14 protein-coding genes and 4 tRNA genes are annotated in these 18,385 nt (G+C 40.2%); 9 read left to right on the forward strand and 9 right to left on the reverse strand.

Annotated features, from left to right (window positions below):
- The first annotated feature begins 1 nt into the window (after position 1).
- From RMB03_RS12940 to RMB03_RS12950, 3 genes are all read left to right on the forward strand, one after another.
- Entirely contained in the window at positions 2 to 1,219 is a 1,218-nt protein-coding gene (locus tag RMB03_RS12940) for an efflux RND transporter periplasmic adaptor subunit (protein WP_311076538.1), read from the forward strand.
- Complete coding sequence (locus RMB03_RS12945; RefSeq protein ID WP_311076539.1) at positions 1,209 to 4,367, forward strand: CusA/CzcA family heavy metal efflux RND transporter; 3,159 nt, start codon at positions 1,209 to 1,211, stop codon at positions 4,365 to 4,367. Before RMB03_RS12940 ends, RMB03_RS12945 begins: the two co-directional genes overlap by 11 nt.
- Before the next feature lie 132 nt (positions 4,368 to 4,499).
- Positions 4,500 to 5,447, forward strand: a complete 948-nt coding sequence (locus tag RMB03_RS12950; RefSeq protein ID WP_045126044.1) for a cation diffusion facilitator family transporter — start codon at positions 4,500 to 4,502, stop codon at positions 5,445 to 5,447.
- Between the two features lie 18 nt (positions 5,448 to 5,465).
- Here RMB03_RS12950 and RMB03_RS12955 read toward each other — a convergent pair whose 3' ends face one another.
- Positions 5,466 to 5,804 carry a membrane protein gene (locus RMB03_RS12955; RefSeq protein WP_003653848.1) on the reverse strand — a complete coding sequence of 113 codons (339 nt, stop codon included), beginning with the start codon at positions 5,802 to 5,804 and terminating at the stop codon, positions 5,466 to 5,468.
- Positions 5,805 to 6,078: 274 nt separating this feature from the next.
- On the opposite strand from RMB03_RS12955, the gene RMB03_RS12960 reads away from it, so the two are divergent.
- On the forward strand, positions 6,079 to 7,026 hold the full coding sequence (locus tag RMB03_RS12960; RefSeq protein WP_004639756.1) for a hypothetical protein: 948 nt from the start codon (positions 6,079 to 6,081) through the stop codon (positions 7,024 to 7,026).
- Between the two features lie 90 nt (positions 7,027 to 7,116).
- Here RMB03_RS12960 and RMB03_RS12965 read toward each other — a convergent pair.
- The 8 genes from RMB03_RS12965 to RMB03_RS13000 form a co-directional block, all read right to left on the reverse strand.
- Positions 7,117 to 7,192 (reverse strand) — tRNA-Glu (locus tag RMB03_RS12965).
- Positions 7,193 to 7,222: 30 nt separating this feature from the next.
- Positions 7,223 to 7,298, reverse strand: a tRNA-Glu gene (locus RMB03_RS12970).
- Positions 7,299 to 7,419: 121 nt separating this feature from the next.
- On the reverse strand, positions 7,420 to 8,319 hold the full coding sequence (locus RMB03_RS12975) for a hypothetical protein (protein ID WP_311076540.1): 900 nt from the start codon (positions 8,317 to 8,319) through the stop codon (positions 7,420 to 7,422).
- A 119-nt stretch (positions 8,320 to 8,438) separates the two neighbouring features.
- Positions 8,439 to 9,860, reverse strand: coding sequence for an amino acid permease (locus RMB03_RS12980; protein WP_311076541.1), 1,422 nt, complete (start codon positions 9,858 to 9,860; stop codon positions 8,439 to 8,441).
- Positions 9,861 to 9,988: 128 nt separating this feature from the next.
- A tRNA-Glu gene (locus tag RMB03_RS12985) sits at positions 9,989 to 10,064 on the reverse strand.
- Between the two features lie 25 nt (positions 10,065 to 10,089).
- A tRNA-Ala gene (locus tag RMB03_RS12990) sits at positions 10,090 to 10,165 on the reverse strand.
- Between the two features lie 57 nt (positions 10,166 to 10,222).
- A complete protein-coding gene (gene gltX, locus RMB03_RS12995; protein WP_311076542.1) occupies positions 10,223 to 11,731 on the reverse strand; it encodes a glutamate--tRNA ligase in 1,509 nt (502 codons plus the stop codon).
- Positions 11,732 to 11,847: 116 nt separating this feature from the next.
- Positions 11,848 to 12,147, reverse strand: a complete 300-nt coding sequence (locus tag RMB03_RS13000) for a DUF4179 domain-containing protein (protein ID WP_311076543.1) — start codon at positions 12,145 to 12,147, stop codon at positions 11,848 to 11,850.
- Between the two features lie 399 nt (positions 12,148 to 12,546).
- Here RMB03_RS13000 and RMB03_RS13005 point away from each other — a divergent pair, with 399 nt between their 5' ends.
- The 5 genes from RMB03_RS13005 to RMB03_RS13025 all read left to right on the forward strand — a co-directional run bounded on the left by RMB03_RS13005 (position 12,547) and on the right by RMB03_RS13025 (position 18,382).
- Positions 12,547 to 13,548, forward strand: a complete 1,002-nt coding sequence (locus RMB03_RS13005) for a sulfate ABC transporter substrate-binding protein (protein ID WP_056482418.1) — start codon at positions 12,547 to 12,549, stop codon at positions 13,546 to 13,548.
- A 231-nt stretch (positions 13,549 to 13,779) separates the two neighbouring features.
- Positions 13,780 to 14,703 (forward strand): 16S rRNA (cytosine(1402)-N(4))-methyltransferase RsmH, encoded by a 924-nt coding sequence (gene rsmH, locus RMB03_RS13010; RefSeq protein WP_005038252.1) that lies wholly within the window; start codon positions 13,780 to 13,782, stop codon positions 14,701 to 14,703.
- Complete coding sequence (gene ftsL, locus RMB03_RS13015; RefSeq protein WP_004789835.1) at positions 14,703 to 15,035, forward strand: cell division protein FtsL; 333 nt, start codon at positions 14,703 to 14,705, stop codon at positions 15,033 to 15,035. Before rsmH ends, ftsL begins: the two co-directional genes overlap by 1 nt.
- Before the next feature lie 11 nt (positions 15,036 to 15,046).
- The gene (ftsI, locus tag RMB03_RS13020; RefSeq protein ID WP_005038254.1) at positions 15,047 to 16,879 is read left to right on the forward strand and encodes a penicillin-binding protein PBP3; all 1,833 of its coding nucleotides are present in this window, start codon (positions 15,047 to 15,049) and stop codon (positions 16,877 to 16,879) included.
- 3 nt (positions 16,880 to 16,882) lie between these two features.
- Positions 16,883 to 18,382 (forward strand): UDP-N-acetylmuramoyl-L-alanyl-D-glutamate--2,6-diaminopimelate ligase, encoded by a 1,500-nt coding sequence (locus tag RMB03_RS13025; protein WP_311076544.1) that lies wholly within the window; start codon positions 16,883 to 16,885, stop codon positions 18,380 to 18,382.
- Positions 18,383 to 18,385: the final 3 nt, after the last annotated feature.

The raw sequence follows: 18,385 nt of genomic DNA on the forward strand, positions 1-18,385 counted from the left end.
AATGTCGGTAAATTTAAAGAAAAATTCTCAATGGCTTTGGGTGGGAGTGATTGCAGCAGTCACTGCAATATTAATCGGTTTGCTCGTTTTAAATTCAAAAAATAGACCTGCCTCTTCTGAAGCCTCAGAAGAGCATGAGCATGCTGAAGAAGAGGGTGAAGAACATCATGACGAGGGTGAAAAACCATTGATGCTCACTGCTCAACAAATGCAGGAACAAAATTTAAAAATTGAACAGGCTGAATTAGGTGAAGTTGCTCAGCTTCAAACTTATCCAGCCAAACTGGTTGTAAATACTGACCGTCAAGCCCATGTCTCACCAAGTTTTAGTGGTCGTGTCGAAGCAGTCTATGTTGAATTGGGACAACAAGTTAAAAAGGGTCAGGCTCTCGCAAGCTTATTGGTTCCAGATCTAGTCGATCAACAAGCTAATTTGCAAATTGCACAGTCTAATCTTGATTTAACGCGTCAGGACTATGAACGTGAACGTAGCTTATGGTCTCAGGGAATTTCTGCTAAACAAGATTATCAAAGAGTTTATAACGCTTACCAGCAAGCCCAAATTCAAGTTAAAGCAGCTCGCTCGCGCTTAAGTGCATTTGGTGCGGGTTCAGGTTCAGGAGGACGCTACACCTTAACAGCGCCAATTGCAGGCATGGTGAGTAATAAAGATATTGTGGTAGGTGAAAACGTACAGTTAGCAGATCAGCTTTTTATTATTAATCAGCTTGATCAGTTATGGCTGGAGTTTATTTTACCAAGTACCGTGAATATCAATGTGCAGCCAAACCAGCAAATTGAATTTAAATCTTTGCAAACTGGGAATGTATTTACTGCACAGGTTCAAAGCTTAACAACAGAGGCTGATGCTCAAACAGGGCGTTTACAAGTCCGTGCAAAGGTCTTAGCAAATAATAGTGAATTACGTCCAAATCTAATGGTTAACGTTGAGCTAAATTCAGGTTCAACGCAAAAAGTAACACGTGTAAAAGCACAAGCGATCCAACAAGTCGAAGATAAAGACGTTATCTTTACTCCAAAAATGGTCAAAACAGGCTTTGAGTTTGAACCTGTCACGGTACAGTTGGGGCAACGTTCTAAAGATGGTCAGTGGGTCGAAGTTGTAAAAGGTATTAATCCAAGCCAGCGCTATGTTGCAGAAGGCAGCTTCTTGCTGAAATCCGAACTGGAAAAAGGAGAGGCGGAGCATGGACATTAATAAACCCGAACTGCCCAAACCCGAAGGACTATTTGACAGAGTTATTCAGTTTGCCATTCAAAATGCTATTTGGGTCATGCTATTTGTGCTGACGTGGATTGGAGTCGGAATCTGGAGTTATCAAAAGCTTCCTATTGATGCGGTTCCAGACATTACCAATGCTCAGGTGCAGATTAATACCCAAGCAAATGGATATACCGCTTTAGAGGTCGAACAGCGGATTACCTATCCTATTGAAAATGCGATGGCCGGAATTCCTAATCTGGAACAGACTCGCTCTATTTCCCGTTATGGACTTTCCCAAGTCACCATTATTTTTAAAGATGGAACAGATATTTATTGGGCAAGACAACTGATTAACCAGCGTTTACAAGAGGCGGACGGACAACTACCTGAATCAGTTGATCCAGTTATGTCTCCTGTTTCAACAGGATTAGGTGAGATTTACCAATGGGTCGTGAAAGCAAAATCTGGTGCTAAAAAAGCTGATGGTACAGCCTATACAGCCATGGATTTACGCGAAATTCAGGACTGGATTGTGCGTCCTCAATTGCAGCGAGTGAAAGGCGTAGCCGAAATTAACAGTATTGGTGGCTACAATAAAACCTATATTGTTTCTCCTGATTTAAAACGTTTGCAGCAGCTGCAAATTTCAATTAATGAATTTCAAACTGCTTTGCAAGAAAATAATGAAAATCGCGGTGCAGGTTTTATTGAAGAGAATGGCGAGCAGCTCACTGTTCGTGTTCCGGGCATGTTAAGTAATGTTGAGGATATTCAAAACATTACTGTTAGCACCAAAAATGGTTTGCCAATTCGTGTGGCAGATGTGGCGAATGTCTCTATTGGGCATGATTTAAGAACAGGCGCTGCAACTTACAATGGTGAAGAGACTGTTCTTGGCATAGCCATGATGATGATGGGGGAGAACAGCCGTACCGTTGCTCAGGCGGTTGATGCCAAAATTAAGGAAATCCAATCTACCTTACCTAAAGGTGTAGAAATCGAAACGGTTTATGACCGGACGAGTTTGGTAAACAAAGCAATTGCAACAGTACAGAAGAACCTCGTAGAAGGGGCGATTTTGGTTATTGTGATTTTGTTTATTTTCTTGGGAAATTTCCGAGCAGCTTTAATTACTGCCTGTGTTATCCCACTTTCGATGTTATTTACCCTTACGGGAATGGCTGAGCAAAACATTAGTGCCAACCTGATGAGCCTTGGAGCGCTTGATTTCGGGATTATTGTAGATGGTGCGGTTGTTATTGTAGAGAACTGTATTCGACGTCTAGCAGAAGCACAGCATGCTTTACATCGACCACTTACACGCACTGAGCGATTCAAAGAAGTTTTCCTTGCAGCAAAACAGGCCCGACGACCGCTTATTTTTGGGCAAATGATTATTTTAGTGGTCTATTTACCTATTTTTGCCTTATCTGGCGTTGAAGCCAAAATGTTTCATCCAATGGCTATGACCGTGGTTATGGCGTTATTGGGTGCAATGATTCTTTCTGTGACATTTGTACCTGCGGCAGTTGCTCTTTTTGTTACGGGTGAAGTGAAAGAAAAAGAAACACGTTGGATGCTGCTTTTAAAGCAGAAATATCGAGATATTCTCGATCAGGCTTATCAACTTAAGATTGTGGTTCTTAGTTTTGCATTAAGTATTTTAGTGCTCACAGGTGTTTTAGCGACCCAAATGGGCAGTGAATTTGCTCCCCAGTTAAGTGAAGGTGACTTCGCCTTACAGCAAATGCGTTCACCTAGTACAGGGCTCGAGCAGTCTCTTCGAATGCAAGAAAATACCGAAAAGCTCATTTTGAAAAACTTTCCAGAGGTAAAAGCTGTTTTTGCGCGAACAGGGACAGCTGAGGTTGCAACTGACGTGATGCCACCTAATATCTCTGATGCAGTCATTTTACTTAAACCTCATGATCAATGGCCAAACTCTAAAGAAACGCTAGATGAACTACGTTCGCGTATGCAGGCTTTCTTGGCGACATTACCGGGCAATAACAGCGAGTTCTCTCAACCGATTGAGCTGCGTTTTAATGAGCTGATTTCAGGCATTCGTAGCGATATTGGCGTCAAGATTTTTGGCGATGATATGCAAGTGCTTAATGAGCAGGCTCAGACATTGGCCCAAAAGATACAGACGATTTCTGGTGCTACAGCGGTTAAGGTAGAACAAACGAGCGGTTTGCCTGTGCTAAGTATTGAAATTAATCGTCCTTTGGCTGCGCAATATGGATTATCTGCCAAAGCCATTCAAGATATTGTGGCAGCAAGTGTCGGTGGACAAAATGTAGGGCAGATTTTACAAGGCGATAGACGATTCGATTTTGAAATTCGTTTAGAGGATCAGCAACGTACCATTCAAAACTTAGCCCAACTTCCGATTCAATTACCAAATGGTGGTCTAATCCAGCTTCAAGATGTGGCTAAAGTTGAACGTACCTCAGGCTTAAATCAGGTAGGACGTGAAAATGGTAAGCGCCGTGTCATTATTACCGCTAACGTAGAAGGCCGTGATTTAGGATCATTTGTTCAAGAGCTAAGAACAACGCTCGCAAAAGAACAACTACCAGCAGGGTATTGGTTGGAATATGGAGGTCAGTTTGAAAATCTAGCTTCAGCTGCTGCACGAATGAAAATTGTTGTTCCATTGGCGCTTGCTATGATTTTCATTTTATTGATGGCTGTATTCCATAACATTAAAGAAAGTCTGTTGGTGTTTAGCGGCGTTCCGTTTGCTTTGTCGGGTGGCATTATCGCGCTTTGGCTGAGGGATATTCCACTTTCAATGTCGGCGGGTGTCGGTTTTATTGCCTTATCGGGTGTTGCTGTTTTGAATGGTCTGGTGATGCTGAGTTTTATTAAAGAGCTTAGAGAAAAGTTTGATATTCAAACTGCAACTTGGAATGGGGCGATCTTACGCTTAAGACCCGTACTCATGACGGCTTGTGTTGCCTCGCTTGGTTTTATTCCAATGGCTTTGGCAACAGGAACTGGTGCAGAAGTGCAACGACCTTTGGCAACGGTTGTTATTGGTGGCATTATTTCATCTACGATATTAACTTTGGTTTTATTACCAGTTATTTATCGATGGATGAATGAAAGTAAGGCGAAAAGCGCTGAGCATTCATAATGTCATCGATTTGAGATATCTTTTTTGATTACAGAATCTAAGTCAAAAAAGTGTTTGAAAGAGGTAAAAATAATGATGCATTCATTGTTACTTTTACCTCACCATAAAGATAAATAATAAGGAGTCCGCAAAATGGGTGGACATGGTCATGATCATAGTCATGCTGTAGTGACTGAAGGTAATGCTAAAAAATTAACAATTGCCTTAGCTCTTACTACAACGTTTTTAATTGTTGAGGTGATTGCGGGTTTAATCACGCAAAGTTTGGCATTGCTCTCAGATGCGGCGCACATGTTTACAGATGCCGCTGCTTTAGCCATTGCTTTGGTTGCTATTCAAATTTCAAAACGTCCCGCTGATAATAAGCGTACTTTTGGCTATCAGCGCTTTGAAATTTTGGCTGCTTTATTTAATGCGCTCATGCTTTTTGTAGTGGCAGTTTATATTTTATATGAGGCCTATATCCGGTTCTCTAAGCCACCTGAAATCCAAAGCGTGGGTATGCTTATTGTGGCAACGGTTGGCTTAGTAATTAACCTCATTTCAATGAAAATTTTAATGTCGGGCGCTAACTCTAGTCTAAATGTTAAAGGTGCTTATCTAGAGGTCTTAAGCGATGCATTGGGTTCGGTAGGAGTGATCATCGCGGCAATAATGATTTATTTCACCAACTGGTACTGGATTGACACGCTTATTGCCGTACTCATTGGCTTTTGGGTATTACCAAGAACATGGATTTTGCTTAAACAGAGCATTAATATTTTGCTCGAAGGTGTGCCAGAAGAAGTGGATATTGAGAAATTACGTACAGATCTACTTTCTTTAAATGGCGTTGAAAGTATTCATCAACTTAAAGTATGGGCAATTACGTCTAAAAATATTCATTTAACGGTGCATTTATTTGCGCCAGAAGCAGAGCGTACAAGGCTTTATAATGAAGCAGTTGAAATGCTATCTCATGAACATGGGATTGCAGAGGTTACTTTGCAAATTGAAGATGACGAGGAGATTAACTGTCAGCACACTGCCCAGCATGCTCCCCATGAACATGCTGACGAAGCACATTCACATCAGCATTAAACTGATGTGAATAATTGATTAGATTTCCCACTCGTTATTGCAGTCACGGCATTTCCAATGTTTTTGTGACTGCATAAATGCTTGCATAGACAGTTTAAAGTCTGGTAAATCACGCCAGAACATAAAACCTGCCCCTACAGTCACAACAAAAACAACTACTGTTGCAATTTGAAGAGAGCTGCTTGCACCATTGCCAAAAATCCACATAAAAATGCTAATAATAACCAAGAGTAAAAGCATAAAAATTGCAGGAATTAAGATAGCAAGGCTTTTAGGAACTGCTGGTTTTGCGCTGTTAATGCCTTGGCTTACAGGCATAATTTTAACACTTTGACATTGAGGGCAACGGTATTGCATAGGAACTCCACATTTAGTTTGAATCTATTCTAACGGAAATGTCGAAAAAGAAAAAAATTTGTAAGATATAGATGAAGTGCTTTGAGCTAGCAAAAAATTAATTTTGAATAAACAAAGAAATACAAAAAGCAGATGATTTATGCGTACACATAAAAAATAAAATAATATTGTAGAGCATGCTAATCTACAGAAAAATGAAGTGTGATTAGCACTATAAATGAGCTTAAATACTCATAAATAGGATGTGAAATAAATATAAAAAGGAGAGAGGGACTTGGGTCAACAAGATGACAATGAGTCGAAGCCTACAACCACAGCATCGGCTGTAGATACCCCCGATACCGCAAAACAGTCATTATCTCGTCGATTACTGCATAAGACATTGCAACATGCCCAAGATGCGGTCGGGTTCGCTAGTGATACGACACGTAATATTGCAGGGGTCGCGGATGCTGCATTAGATGCGCTCGACCAAGTGACCACTCACACCAGACGTGGAGTTGTCGGAATGACAAATCTGGCAGCAGGTACTGTACGAGATATGGTGTCTGAAACCAGTGAAACTGCACGTCAAGTCGCGTTGATCATGGCACGTACATTTTTGGGGAAGAGTACCTTAACGCTGTATTTACCGGAAATGCTATTAAATAATCAAATTCGTAAGCGCATCGACCGTTCTGAAATTGATGATATTAAAATCAAGTGTGGCAATGATAGTTTCCAAGTCGAGATCGATGGGCATTACCATCGTTTCATGTATCGTTTAAGTTTAGATTTTAAAGTATTGGAATGTCGTATTGGGCAGGAAAAATTTTTGCGCCTACGTCAAATGGATGAGAGCCTCGATGTTCAGATCCGCCATGGGGGGACGTTATCAAACTGGGCTGTGCGCCGTATTGGTCGAGTTGGTTTTGAAGTCGTAAATATGTTACCGATTCCATCACTCATTAATCACTTGATTGGTGATATTCCTGGTATCCAGCGCGATGGTCACCGTATGTGGTTTATTGACCTAGAGCAAGCAGGATTTATTGACTTTATTAATAACCGTTCATGGATGGTTGAAAAGCTTCTGAGTTTAACTGATTTTAGTATTTTACCGGGTTTGAATATTTTGAGAGAAAGCCGAGAGTTGGTCCAGCAATTGGTAGATCAATTTGAAATTAGAGGACTACGGGTACAATCGGGTCGCCTTGAAGTGCAAGTGGGCATTGCGAGCTAATGGGGCATATGAAAAGCTAATCATTGATTGATTTTTCATTTTTAAGGCAAGAAAAAAGCCACTGACATTATGCAGTGGCTTTTTAGAATTTGGCGTCCCTACGGGGATTCGAACCCCGGTTACCGCCGTGAAAGGGCGATGTCCTAGGCCTCTAGACGATAGGGACTTATATGAGGCATACATCTGAAAAAATTACTGGCGTCCCTACGGGGATTCGAACCCCGGTTACCGCCGTGAAAGGGCGATGTCCTAGGCCTCTAGACGATAGGGACGTTTCAGAGGTGGGCGTATATTAGGTCGATTTAATAAAAGTGTCAAATAGTTTTCTGAATAAATATTAAAAAAAGCTATCAAGCGCTTAAAAATAACTCAAATTGTAGAAAATATATACATTTAGCCTTCTTTTTTCTGAAAAGGTTCAATAATTGCCTTTATCACGGAGGGATGTTGTAAATATCCTAAAATCTCATGTGGCTGGTTGGCGAAGGTAAAAATTTTCTGATTAATAATAGGCGGATCAAAGTTAAAAGGAGCCTCAGATAGTGGAAATGCAGTCAGAAAATCATCTTGAGAATAAAAATTAAACCATTCACCGTGAATACAGGGTGGTCTGGCAATTGGGCTCGGGAGCTTACTTTGAATGACGCGAAAAGATAAAGGGGACGCTAAAGTTATAAATCGTTTAACTGAAAATTGATAAGATGGGTCTGAAAATAGCCGATAGGCAATGACTGAGCCGAGAGAGTGCGCAACGACAATATAATCATCATCTTCTCGCATTTTCTTTAAAATTCGCTCATTCACTTCTTGCATAAATTCAGGATTAGATAAGTACATATAAGTTTCAATCAGAAACTGCTGTATCAAACTCTCATGCAATTTTGGAAAGTTGTTTAAAAGAACAACCAATTCTTTGAGTACTCGATCCTTTACGAGCTGAGAAGTCAGATAGAGTCGTTCTGAAAAGCTTTTTTCAGCTTGATCCGTTGATGGCGACAATAAGGGAATAAATGGAGTGTGTTCTTTAGCTGGAGGATTGTTGCGATGTAATTGAATGGGTAAATAATTATTTAAAAAAGACTTAGGTAATAAAGTATTAGGATTTAATTGATTGCTTAATTGATATTTAGTCATCAGATCGCCATAAAATGGCATATGAATATGAAGATCGCGCACGTTAACTTTGCAAGGCATCTGTTTTAGACCGAGCTTAAATACTTTTAACCAATGCTCTTTCAAGCGATGTGCTGTGTAATTCTGTTGATTCATCCCGTGGATAAATATAATTTTCATTCTATACAAGGAATTGTTTTTAATATAAATTTTAATCTACAACGGTATGTTATATAAAACCAGTATGCAGACAAAAAAAAGTGTAGCTTTTTGCTACACTTTCATTGAATAAGAGTGGTTTAGACTTTATTGCGGTAAAAAATAAAATAGCTGACATAACATAAAGCTGTAAAAATAAGGCAGCCTACGAAACCAGCACGCATTTCAGGGTCTGCTGCCATACTTAAACACGTAATAAAGCAGAAAATAAAACCTAAAATTGGGACGATAGGAAATAATGGAGCAGCATATTGTAAGTCTTTAACTGTATGGCCAGATTTGTACCATTGGCGACGGAAATTAAATTGACTTAAACAAATGCTCATCCAGACAATAACCATAGTAAATGCTGCAACACCAAGCAGATTTTTAAAAATAGTCTCTGGGGCAAATTGCTCTGATAACAAGCCTGGAATTGCTCCAAACATTGTTACAACTAAGGCAACAATAGGTGTTCCACTTTTTGAGAGCGTAGCAAATACGCTAGGTAATAATTTTTGTTCTGACAGTGACCACATCATACGTGAAGCGGCATAAAGTCCTGAGTTTGCTGCCGAAAGCAGAGCTGTAATAATTACAAACCGAATAATGTCATCTGCATAGGGAATGCCAATATAATTAAATACGGTAACGAAAGGACTACTACTTACGCTTTCACTGCCTAAACCTGCAAGCTGGAAGGGAAGCAAAGCACTAATAACAATAATGGTTCCGACAAAGAAAATAAGAAGGCGCCAAATCGCAGCGTTAATTGCTTTGGGTACATTCTGAGCCGGATCTTTGGTTTCACCTGCTGCTACGCCAATTAATTCAGTGCCTGAGAAAGCAAAGTTAACAATTAGCATGGTGGTAAAAATAGGAATTAAACCGTGTGGGAACCAGCCTTGAGCTGTAAGATTGCTAAATAGCGGTGCAGTTTGGCTACCATGAAAAGGAATTAAACCAAAAATTGCTAATAGGCCGAGCACAATAAAAGCAATAACGGTAATGACTTTAATAAGAGCTAGCCAAAACTCAGACTCAGCAAAAATGCGGGTTGAACTAATATTTAAACCAAAAATAGTGATTGCAAAAACAATTGTCCAGATCCACATTGAAATATGTGGGAACCATTCCTGCATGAGTAATGCTGCGGCTGTGAATTCAGTTCCAAGCGTTGCAGTCCAGGTCAGCCAGTACATCCAAGAAATCATATAGCCTGTACTAGGACTAATATATTTTTTGGCATAGGCACCAAAAGAGCCAGAAACAGGCATGTGTACAGCAAGCTCTCCTAGGCAAAGCATGACCATATAAGCGATCGCGCCACCAAGAATATAGGCAATAATTGCGCCAATAGCTCCAGTTTGTGAAATGACTTCCCCTGAACCTAAAAATAAACCAGTTCCGATTGCCCCGCCTAGTGATAGCATAACAAGATGGCGAGTATTCATGGCTCTTTTTAAAGGTGCAGTACTGTTCTGATGCTGATGAGCATCTAGTTGATTGTCAGATGGCTGCATATTACACATTGAGAGAATTAAGAAAGACGCTATTTTAGATAAAATAGACAAATGTGCAATCTAGAAAGAGATAAAGAATAAACAGTAAGGTGACGATAGAGTCTTTTAATAATTTTTAAAGCAGAATATGGCGTCCCTACGGGGATTCGAACCCCGGTTACCGCCGTGAAAGGGCGATGTCCTAGGCCTCTAGACGATAGGGACTTGATGAGGCAAACACAAAGGAGCGTGGTGGAGTCAAGCGGGATCGAACCGCTGACCTCTACAATGCCATTGTAGCGCTCTACCAACTGAGCTATGACCCCAGTTTGTGTGAGCGCAATATTAGGTTGAATGCACTCACACGTCAACTAAAAAATGAATTAAACTTCGCTAGTTGCTTCATTTTTCGGCAATTTTAAGCTCTCATTGAGTTTTTCCCAATTTTTAACTTCTTTCTTGCTTGGTCCACCCACAATTTCTAAAGCGCGACGTAAACGAGCGAAAGTTAAATCAGGTCCAAGAGTGACCATTGACTGCATTACAGGTGTTGAGCTGGTTGAACCTGCAATTGCGATAAAGAACGCTGGCATGAAATCGCGTAATTTAATATCCATCTGGTTCGCAAGATCCATTAGGGTTTGGCTAACAGTGTCATTATTCCAAGTAAACTGGCCTTCAAGACGCCAAATTGCAAATTGCAGACTTTGACGAACCTGTTCATAGGTCAATTTTTTACTTTCAAACATTTCAGCGGTAATTTGTGGCATATGGTTAAAATAGAAACCAGCCCAATTTACAGCTTCTGAAAGTAAATTAATACGTGGTTGAATGGCAGCAGCGATATCTTCTAAAGTGCTACGATCACTCTTCCAAGTTAATAAACGGTCTAACAGTTGGCCAGGGGTTAAACCTTTGATCCATTGACCGTTAAGCCAGTTCAATTTTTCAACATCAAAAATTGGTCCGCCGAGTGATACACGTTGAATATCAAAGTTATCCATCATGTCTTGTAGCGTGAACACTTCTTTTTCGTCCGGCATTGACCAACCCATACGGCCTAAATAGTTTAGCAAGGCTTCTGGTAATACACCGATATCGCGGTAGTAGTTAATTGATGTCGGGTTTTTACGTTTAGATAATTTTGATTTATCTGGATTACGCAATAATGGCATGTGGCAGAGCGTTGGCATTTCCCAGCCAAAATATTGGTAAAGCAACTGATGTTTCGGTGCAGATGGAAGCCATTCTTCACCACGCAATACATGAGTGATTTCCATTAAATGGTCATCAACGACATTGGCCAAATGATAAGTTGGTAATCCATCATTTTTAAGAAGAACTTGCATGTCGACTTGCGCCCAAGGAATTTCAACTTCTCCGCGTAATAAGTCATTAAACTTACAAATACCTTCTTCAGGTACTTTCATACGGATGACATGTGGTTCGCCCGCTTCCAAGCGACGTGTCACTTCTTCTTGAGAAAGTTTTAACCCACGACCGTCATATTTTGGTGTTTCACCACGTGCTTGTTGTTCTGCACGCATCTGGTCTAGTTCTTCAGCTGTAGCAAAACAATAAAAAGCATGACCTTTTTCAACAAGTTCTAATGCGTATTGCTTATAAATTCCCATACGTTCAGATTGACGATACGGTGCATGAGGCCCCCCCACATCTGGACCTTCAGACCAATTTAGGCCTAACCAACGCAATGAATCCAAAATCATTTTTTCAGACTCTGGTGTAGAGCGAAGTTGGTCTGTATCTTCAATCCTTAAAATAAATTCTCCGCCATGTTGTTTCGCAAAACACATATTAAATAAGGCGATGTAGGCGGTGCCGACATGAGGAAAACCAGTAGGGGAAGGTGCAATACGAGTACGAACTTTCATAGGTAATAGGTCAAAATAAAAATTGAAACTATTATAACGAAAAAGCCCAGTATTCTGACGTTTTATTTAACATCAGACTGGGCTAAAACTGAAACGAAGAGGGGATGTTTCAGATTTTAAGAAGCATGCGGCTGAAAGATTGCCTGAACAAAACGTGAAAAACGTTCATGCTGAGCAGCGAGAAAATTTTGAGTCGGTGTAACGCGAATAGTATTGAGTACTTTAAGCTCATCATCTGTAGAAGGTAATACAATAGGATTGCGTTTCTGTTGATCTAAAGCTTTTTCAATAAGCGAAGTCTGCTTATCTGCCCCAGTTTTGTTTGGAGTATCTTTAAGTACTGCTGCTGCAGAAAACTGTGATGCCAAACCCAGCACCAAACTTAAGCTTAACGCTTTTCCATAATGAATTTTCATTATTAATCATCCCCTCTGTTCATTACATTTCATCTATTTTTTGAGTTTAACGAAATGTAAAATTACGGTAATGCTACGATTTAAACATAAATCTTAATAAAAAAGTGGAACTGTGTCACACTTTTTACAAAAATTATCTATATTTTGATCTGGTCGACCCAAATGTAGGCCATATGTATCCTTTGCGCTTCATTATTTAACAAATTAATGTGTAGATAAAGTGAAGGCCCTCATTAAGTTGTAAGAATAATTACAAAACTTTTCAAAAATGAAATAACTTAGACATCTTAATCTATATATTTTAAAGAGATTAATAAAAAATATATTAATATAAGTAATTGATTGTAAATTATAAAATTAAAAATATAGTAAAACTAAAACCAATGATGGATTTTGTAAATGAAAAAAATATCAATAATGGCTGTAGCTGTGTATTTGGGAATGGCGGTAACAGCAGCTCAAGCCGCTACCTCTTTTTTAAACGTTTCTTATGATCCGACCCGAGAGTTTTATCAAGAATATAATCAGGCTTTTGGTAAGTTCTGGAAACAACGCACAGGGCAGGATGTTGAATTTAAACAGTCACATGGTGGATCTGGTAAACAAGCTCGGGCGGTGGCTACGGGTTTAGAAGCTGATGTTGTAACGTTAGCGTTAGCTAATGATATTGATGAGATTGTGAAAGCAGGCTTTATCCAGCCGAATTGGCAAAAAGAATTTCCGAATAATTCTGCGCCTTATACTTCTACTGTTGTATTTCTAGTACGAAAAGGCAATCCTAAAAATATACGTGACTGGAATGATCTAACAAAACCAGGTGTTGAAATTATCACCCCTAACCCTAAAACAGGTGGCGCACCTCGTTGGATTTATTTGTCTGCGTGGGGTTATGCCTTAAAACAACCGGGTGGTAATGATGCTAAAGCTCGTGAGTTAGTTAAAAAGCTTTATCACAATGTAAAAGTACTTGATTCGGGAGCACGCGGTTCGCTAACAACATTTGCCGAACGTGGCATTGGTGATGTTTTATTATCTTGGGAAAACGAAGCTTTATTGGCAACGAAAGGACCTGATAAAGACAAATATGAAATTGTTTACCCATCAATTTCAATTTTGGCAGAGCCATCAGTCGCAATTGTAGATAAAACCGTTGATAAAGATGGGAATCGAACTTTAGCAAAAGGCTATTTGAACTTTTTATATTCACCTTTAGGGCAGGAGTTGGCTGCTAAACATTATTTCCGACCACGTAATGCTCAAGTGGCAGCAAAATATGCAGCACAATTCCCAAAAATTAAATTATTTACCATTAATGATGTGTTTGGTGGCTGGGCGAAAGCTCAGAAAACTCACTTTGCTAATGGAGCTGTCTTTGATCAAATTTATGATGGGAAGCAGTAAATAAAATTACCTAAAAACAGTAGTTCAAAAAGAAAATTTAAAAGATAAATATTCATAAAGAAAGCAAGCAAACTTAAAAAGGTTAGCTTGCTTTCTTTTTTTGCTTAAAAAATGCTAACAAAACGGTTTTATCTATGAAAAATTAATATTTTCCTACAAAAAGCAGTTTGGTGTTGGTCATAAACAAGGTGATAATGTGCAGTTACATTTTTACGCAATGATTTAACACCTATGTCGCATATTTCTGTCTTACTTTTTGAGACCGTTGAGAGCTTATTGGCAGATCGCACAACAGGGGTGTATATCGATGCAACCTTCGGAAGAGGCGGGCATACACGTTTATTGCTCTCCAAACTTGATGAAAATGCACGAGTGTATGCATTTGATAAAGACCCTCAAGCATTGGAAGTTGCTGCTGCTTTGGCACAAGAAGATCCAAGATTTACCATCATTCATGCCAGTTTTGCTGATATCAAAGAGAAGATGCAGGAAATTGGCGTGATGAGTGTTGATGGAATTATGGCTGACTTAGGGGTTTCATCTCCTCAACTTGATCAGGCTGAGCGTGGTTTTAGCTTTATGCAAGATGGTCCGTTGGACATGCGAATGGATAATTCTAAGGGTTTAACTGCGGCTGAGTGGTTACTTAAAATTGAAGAAGAACAATTAGCAAATATTATTTATCAATATGGTGAAGAGCGTTATAGTCGACGTATTGCTAAAGCCATTAAACTAGCTGGAAAACTAGAAACGACCGCTCAATTGGCGGAAGTTGTTAAAACCGCTCATCCAAAATGGGAAAAACATAAGCATCCAGCGACACGTGCATTTCAGGCCATTCGAATTGCTATTAATAAAGAGCTAGAAGATATTGAACTGTTTTTGCCGCAAGCTGTAGACTTACTAAAACCAGAAGGACGTTTGTCTGTTATTAGTTTCCATTCTCTTGAAGACCGACTGATTAAGCAGTTTATTCAAAAAGAATCTACGTTAGCAGAAGATTTCGGTTGGGGAATGCCTGAGCAGCGGGTAGATACAAGAAGATTAAAGAAAATTTCACGGGTTCGTGCGAGTGAAGAAGAAGTAAAAGCGAACCCTCGTTCACGTAGTGCATGGCTTCGGGTTGCTGAACGCTTGGAAGAAAAAGGCGCGTAATGAAAAGCAGTGATGAAATCGCAACCACAGAAAACAAAGTGGTGAAAAAAGTTGTTGTGTATACAGTATTGGTGGCGCTTGTTTTTATAAGTGCCATGATGGTGGTATTTCAAGTATTTGAATATCGTCATGATTATAGAGAGCTTAGCTCTTATATGCGTGAACGTGATGATCTCAATGCTGAATGGGGGCGTTTGCTCATTGAGCAACAAACCTTTGGTGCAACAGCACAGATTGGTACGCGTGCTGTAACTCAGCTACGGATGTTTTCTCCACCGGCTGCAGAAACGGTGGTAATTTCTTTACCAATGACCTCAGAGCAAAATAAGTAAGGCCTTGCTGTATGGTAGATAAGCGAACAAAACAAACACGGAAAAAACAGCAGTCTATTTCGGAAAAACCAACTCTTGCATTTGATATGTGGCGGTTTTATCTGCTCTGGGCAGTGGTGCTGCTCTGTTTTGTTGTTTTAATTGCACGTGCATTTTATGTACAAGTAATTAATAAGGATTTTTTACAAAACAAGGCCAATGCCAATATTTTGCGTACTGAGCGTGTGGAAGCCATGCGTGGCGTGATTAGTGATCGCCACGGGGTGCCTTTGGCAATTAGTACACCAATCATGAAAATCGTAATGGATCCACGTGATTATTTCGATACGAAGCACTTATATGATCAAATTACAGAAGAATTAAAGAAAGATCCGAATAATCGTAAATTAAAAAGACAATTACCCGATAAAAATTTGAATCTTGATGAGTTGGCGGATGTTGTTGGTTTAGACCGTGCTGATCTTAAAAAACAGATGAATGCACGACCGCGTTCTCGTTATCTGGTTTTGAAGAAAGAAATACCGCCGCAACAGGCAGACCTCATTACGAAGGGTAACTTTCAAGGGGTATATGCCGAGAAAACGTATAAGCGTTATTATCCTCAACCACAGCCAAATGCCCAGATTATTGGTTTAACCAACAGTGAAGGCCAAGGGATTGAAGGCTTGGAAATGCAGCTCAATAAACAGCTGTCGGGTGTGGATGGTGAGCAAAAAATTATTCGTGATAAGCGCGGAAACCGTCTAAAAGTTTCAGAGGTTATTCGTGAGGGTGAACCGGGCGAAAACATCACTTTAAGTATTGACTCCCGTTTGCAGTACATTATGTACCGTGAATTAACAGCTGCTGGTGTTGCAAATAACGCTCGTTCGGCAACAGCTATTGCTGTAGATGTTAAAACTGGCGAAATTTTGGCAATGACCAGTTGGCCGTCATATAACCCAAATGACAAAAACGGTTTATCTAATAAAGATGCCATGCGTAACCGCGGTGCGATTGATATGTTCGAACCAGGTTCAACCATGAAGCCATTTACTGTTTCTGCGGCACTGGAAACTGGACAATATACGCCAAATACGATTGTAAACACTTCTCCGGGTTCAATGCGTTTAGGTTGGCATACAATTCGTGATACTCATAATTATGGCGCATTAACTGTAAGTGGCGTAATTATCAAGTCTTCAAACGTGGGTTCTGCAAAAATTGCATTGTCGCTTCCAAAGCAAACATTGCCGAGCTTCTTTAATCGCGCTGGCTTTGGTAAACGTTCGGCTGTGAAGTTCCCGGGTGAAAGCTCAGGTTTGGTGCTACCGGCAAGTAAATTAAATTCTTCCCAAATTGGTACCATGGCTTATGGTTATGGTCTAAATGCGACTATTCTCCAGTTGGCGCAAGGCTATGCAATGCTTGCAAATCATGGCGAGAAAATGCCTTTAAGCCTACATAAGTTAGATCAGGCACCTAAAGGTGAACAAGTTCTAGCTCCAAAAATTGCCGATCAGGTTTTGCTTATGCTAGAGCAGGTGACGATGCCTGGTGGTACTGCAAAACAAGCTAATATTCCGGGTTATCGCGTGGGTGGTAAAACTGGTACGGCGCATAAACTTCGTGCAGACCGTAAAGGTTATTCAAATAATGAATACCGTGCTTTATTTGCTGGTGTAGCTCCAATTAGTGACCCGCGTTTAGCAGTTATTGTTGTAGTTGAAAACCCGCAAGGCCGTTATTACGGTGGTTTGGTTGCTGCCCCTGTTTTTGCACGCATTATGCAAGAATCATTGCGCTTAATGAACGTACCGCTTGATAAGCCCCTTGATACTCCAGAAAACCCTATTCGCAGGTAAGCTATGTCTGTTTCTTTTCAAGAAATTAATCCAGTCGAGATTGATGCACAGTGGTCTAAGCAGCCTTTTCATGGCTTTAGTTTAGACAGCCGTAAGGTTGAGTCAGGCCAAATCTTTATCGCCTTGACCAGTTATAGCCAACCTGAAAAAACGCGTATATTTGCTGAGTCAGCTTTAGCCAATGGTGCACTTGCTATCATTAGCGAGACTGAGTTGGGTTTGGAAAATGAGTGGGTATGTCCTGATGTGCGTCAACGTATGGGTGAATGGCAACAGCGTTATTTGCAGCAGATAGATCCAGTTGCACCAGCACGTATTGTTGCAGTGACAGGCACAAATGGTAAAACAACAATTTCACGTCTAATTGCTGAGTTAATTAGTTCGCAACAACAGCAATGTGCAGTGATGGGTACAACAGGTAATGGTATTTTGCCAGACTTAAAGCCATCAACGCATACCACACTTGATGCTTTACAATTACAAAATGCATTACATGACTATGCTAAACAAGGTGCAACTTTTGCGTCTTTGGAAGCAAGCTCACATGGTTTGGAGCAGGGCCGTTTAAATGGTTGTGCTATTGAAATTGCCGTTTATAGCAATTTGAGCCGTGATCATCTGGATTATCATGGCACTTTAGAGGCTTATGCTGAAGCTAAGGCTCTTTTATTCCGCTTCAGCTCTTTAAAAGTGGCTGTTATTAATCGGGATGATGAGTATGCTGCTCTAATGATAAATGCAGCAAAACAAAATCCTGCTCAGCCAAAGATTCTGACGTATTCGCTTACTCAAAATACAGCAGATTATTATATTAGTGACCTAAGTTACAGTTTGGCAGGGGCGACTTTTAATTTAGTCAGCCAGCAAGGTTCTTTTGCTGTTCAAAGTCCATTATTGGGACATTTCAATGTCGAAAACTTGATTGCAGCACTTATTGCTGCTGAGCAAGCAGGTTTTGATTTAGAAGCATTAGTCGCTTTTGTCCCTCAATTGATTGGTGCGCCGGGACGGATGCAGGTCATTCGTGATGGTGAGCGTTTATTTGTTGTGGATTATGCGCATACGCCAGATGCTTTGATTCAGGTGCTTAAAACTCTAAAACGTCATGTATCTAATCAGCTTTGGGCGGTATTCGGATGTGGTGGAGATCGTGACCGTGGGAAACGTCCACTAATGACTCAAGCGGCTTTAGATGGCGCAAATCCGATTATTTTGACTTCAGATAACCCAAGAACTGAAGACCCTGAACAAATTTTTGCTGACATGAAGCAAGGAATCGATTTTTCAGGGCACCGTATGCATGAAATTCATGACCGCCGTGAAGCAATTAAATTTGTTGCACAGCAGGCTCAGGCTGGTGATATTGTTGTTATTGCTGGTAAAGGTCATGAAAACTATCAAGAAATTAATGGTGTGCGTCACTGGTTCGATGATGTTGTTGAAGTTCAATCAGCGATTGCTGCGCAACACCATACTGTAGACGCTGCTTACCCTGCACAATAGGAC

The organism is Acinetobacter sp. V91_7 (genome assembly GCF_031799075.1).
Lineage (GTDB): Bacteria > Pseudomonadota > Gammaproteobacteria > Pseudomonadales > Moraxellaceae > Acinetobacter > Acinetobacter calcoaceticus.

Excerpts from the sequence above, each read along its gene's own strand:
- RMB03_RS12940 (WP_311076538.1), top strand. The coding sequence starts at position 2 with ATGTCGGTAAATTTAAAGAAAAATTCTCAATGGCTTTGGGTGGGAGTG.
- RMB03_RS12945 (WP_311076539.1), top strand. The coding sequence starts at position 1,209 with ATGGACATTAATAAACCCGAACTGCCCAAACCCGAAGGACTATTTGAC.
- RMB03_RS12950 (WP_045126044.1), top strand. The coding sequence starts at position 4,500 with ATGGGTGGACATGGTCATGATCATAGTCATGCTGTAGTGACTGAAGGT.
- RMB03_RS12955 (WP_003653848.1), bottom strand. The coding sequence starts at position 5,804 with ATGCAATACCGTTGCCCTCAATGTCAAAGTGTTAAAATTATGCCTGTA.
- RMB03_RS12975 (WP_311076540.1), bottom strand. The coding sequence starts at position 8,319 with ATGAAAATTATATTTATCCACGGGATGAATCAACAGAATTACACAGCA.
- RMB03_RS12980 (WP_311076541.1), bottom strand. The coding sequence starts at position 9,860 with ATGCAGCCATCTGACAATCAACTAGATGCTCATCAGCATCAGAACAGT.
- gltX (WP_311076542.1), bottom strand. The coding sequence starts at position 11,731 with ATGAAAGTTCGTACTCGTATTGCACCTTCCCCTACTGGTTTTCCTCAT.
- RMB03_RS13000 (WP_311076543.1), bottom strand. The coding sequence starts at position 12,147 with ATGAAAATTCATTATGGAAAAGCGTTAAGCTTAAGTTTGGTGCTGGGT.
- RMB03_RS13005 (WP_056482418.1), top strand. The coding sequence starts at position 12,547 with ATGAAAAAAATATCAATAATGGCTGTAGCTGTGTATTTGGGAATGGCG.
- rsmH (WP_005038252.1), top strand. The coding sequence starts at position 13,780 with ATGTCGCATATTTCTGTCTTACTTTTTGAGACCGTTGAGAGCTTATTG.
- ftsL (WP_004789835.1), top strand. The coding sequence starts at position 14,703 with ATGAAAAGCAGTGATGAAATCGCAACCACAGAAAACAAAGTGGTGAAA.
- ftsI (WP_005038254.1), top strand. The coding sequence starts at position 15,047 with ATGGTAGATAAGCGAACAAAACAAACACGGAAAAAACAGCAGTCTATT.
- RMB03_RS13025 (WP_311076544.1), top strand. The coding sequence starts at position 16,883 with ATGTCTGTTTCTTTTCAAGAAATTAATCCAGTCGAGATTGATGCACAG.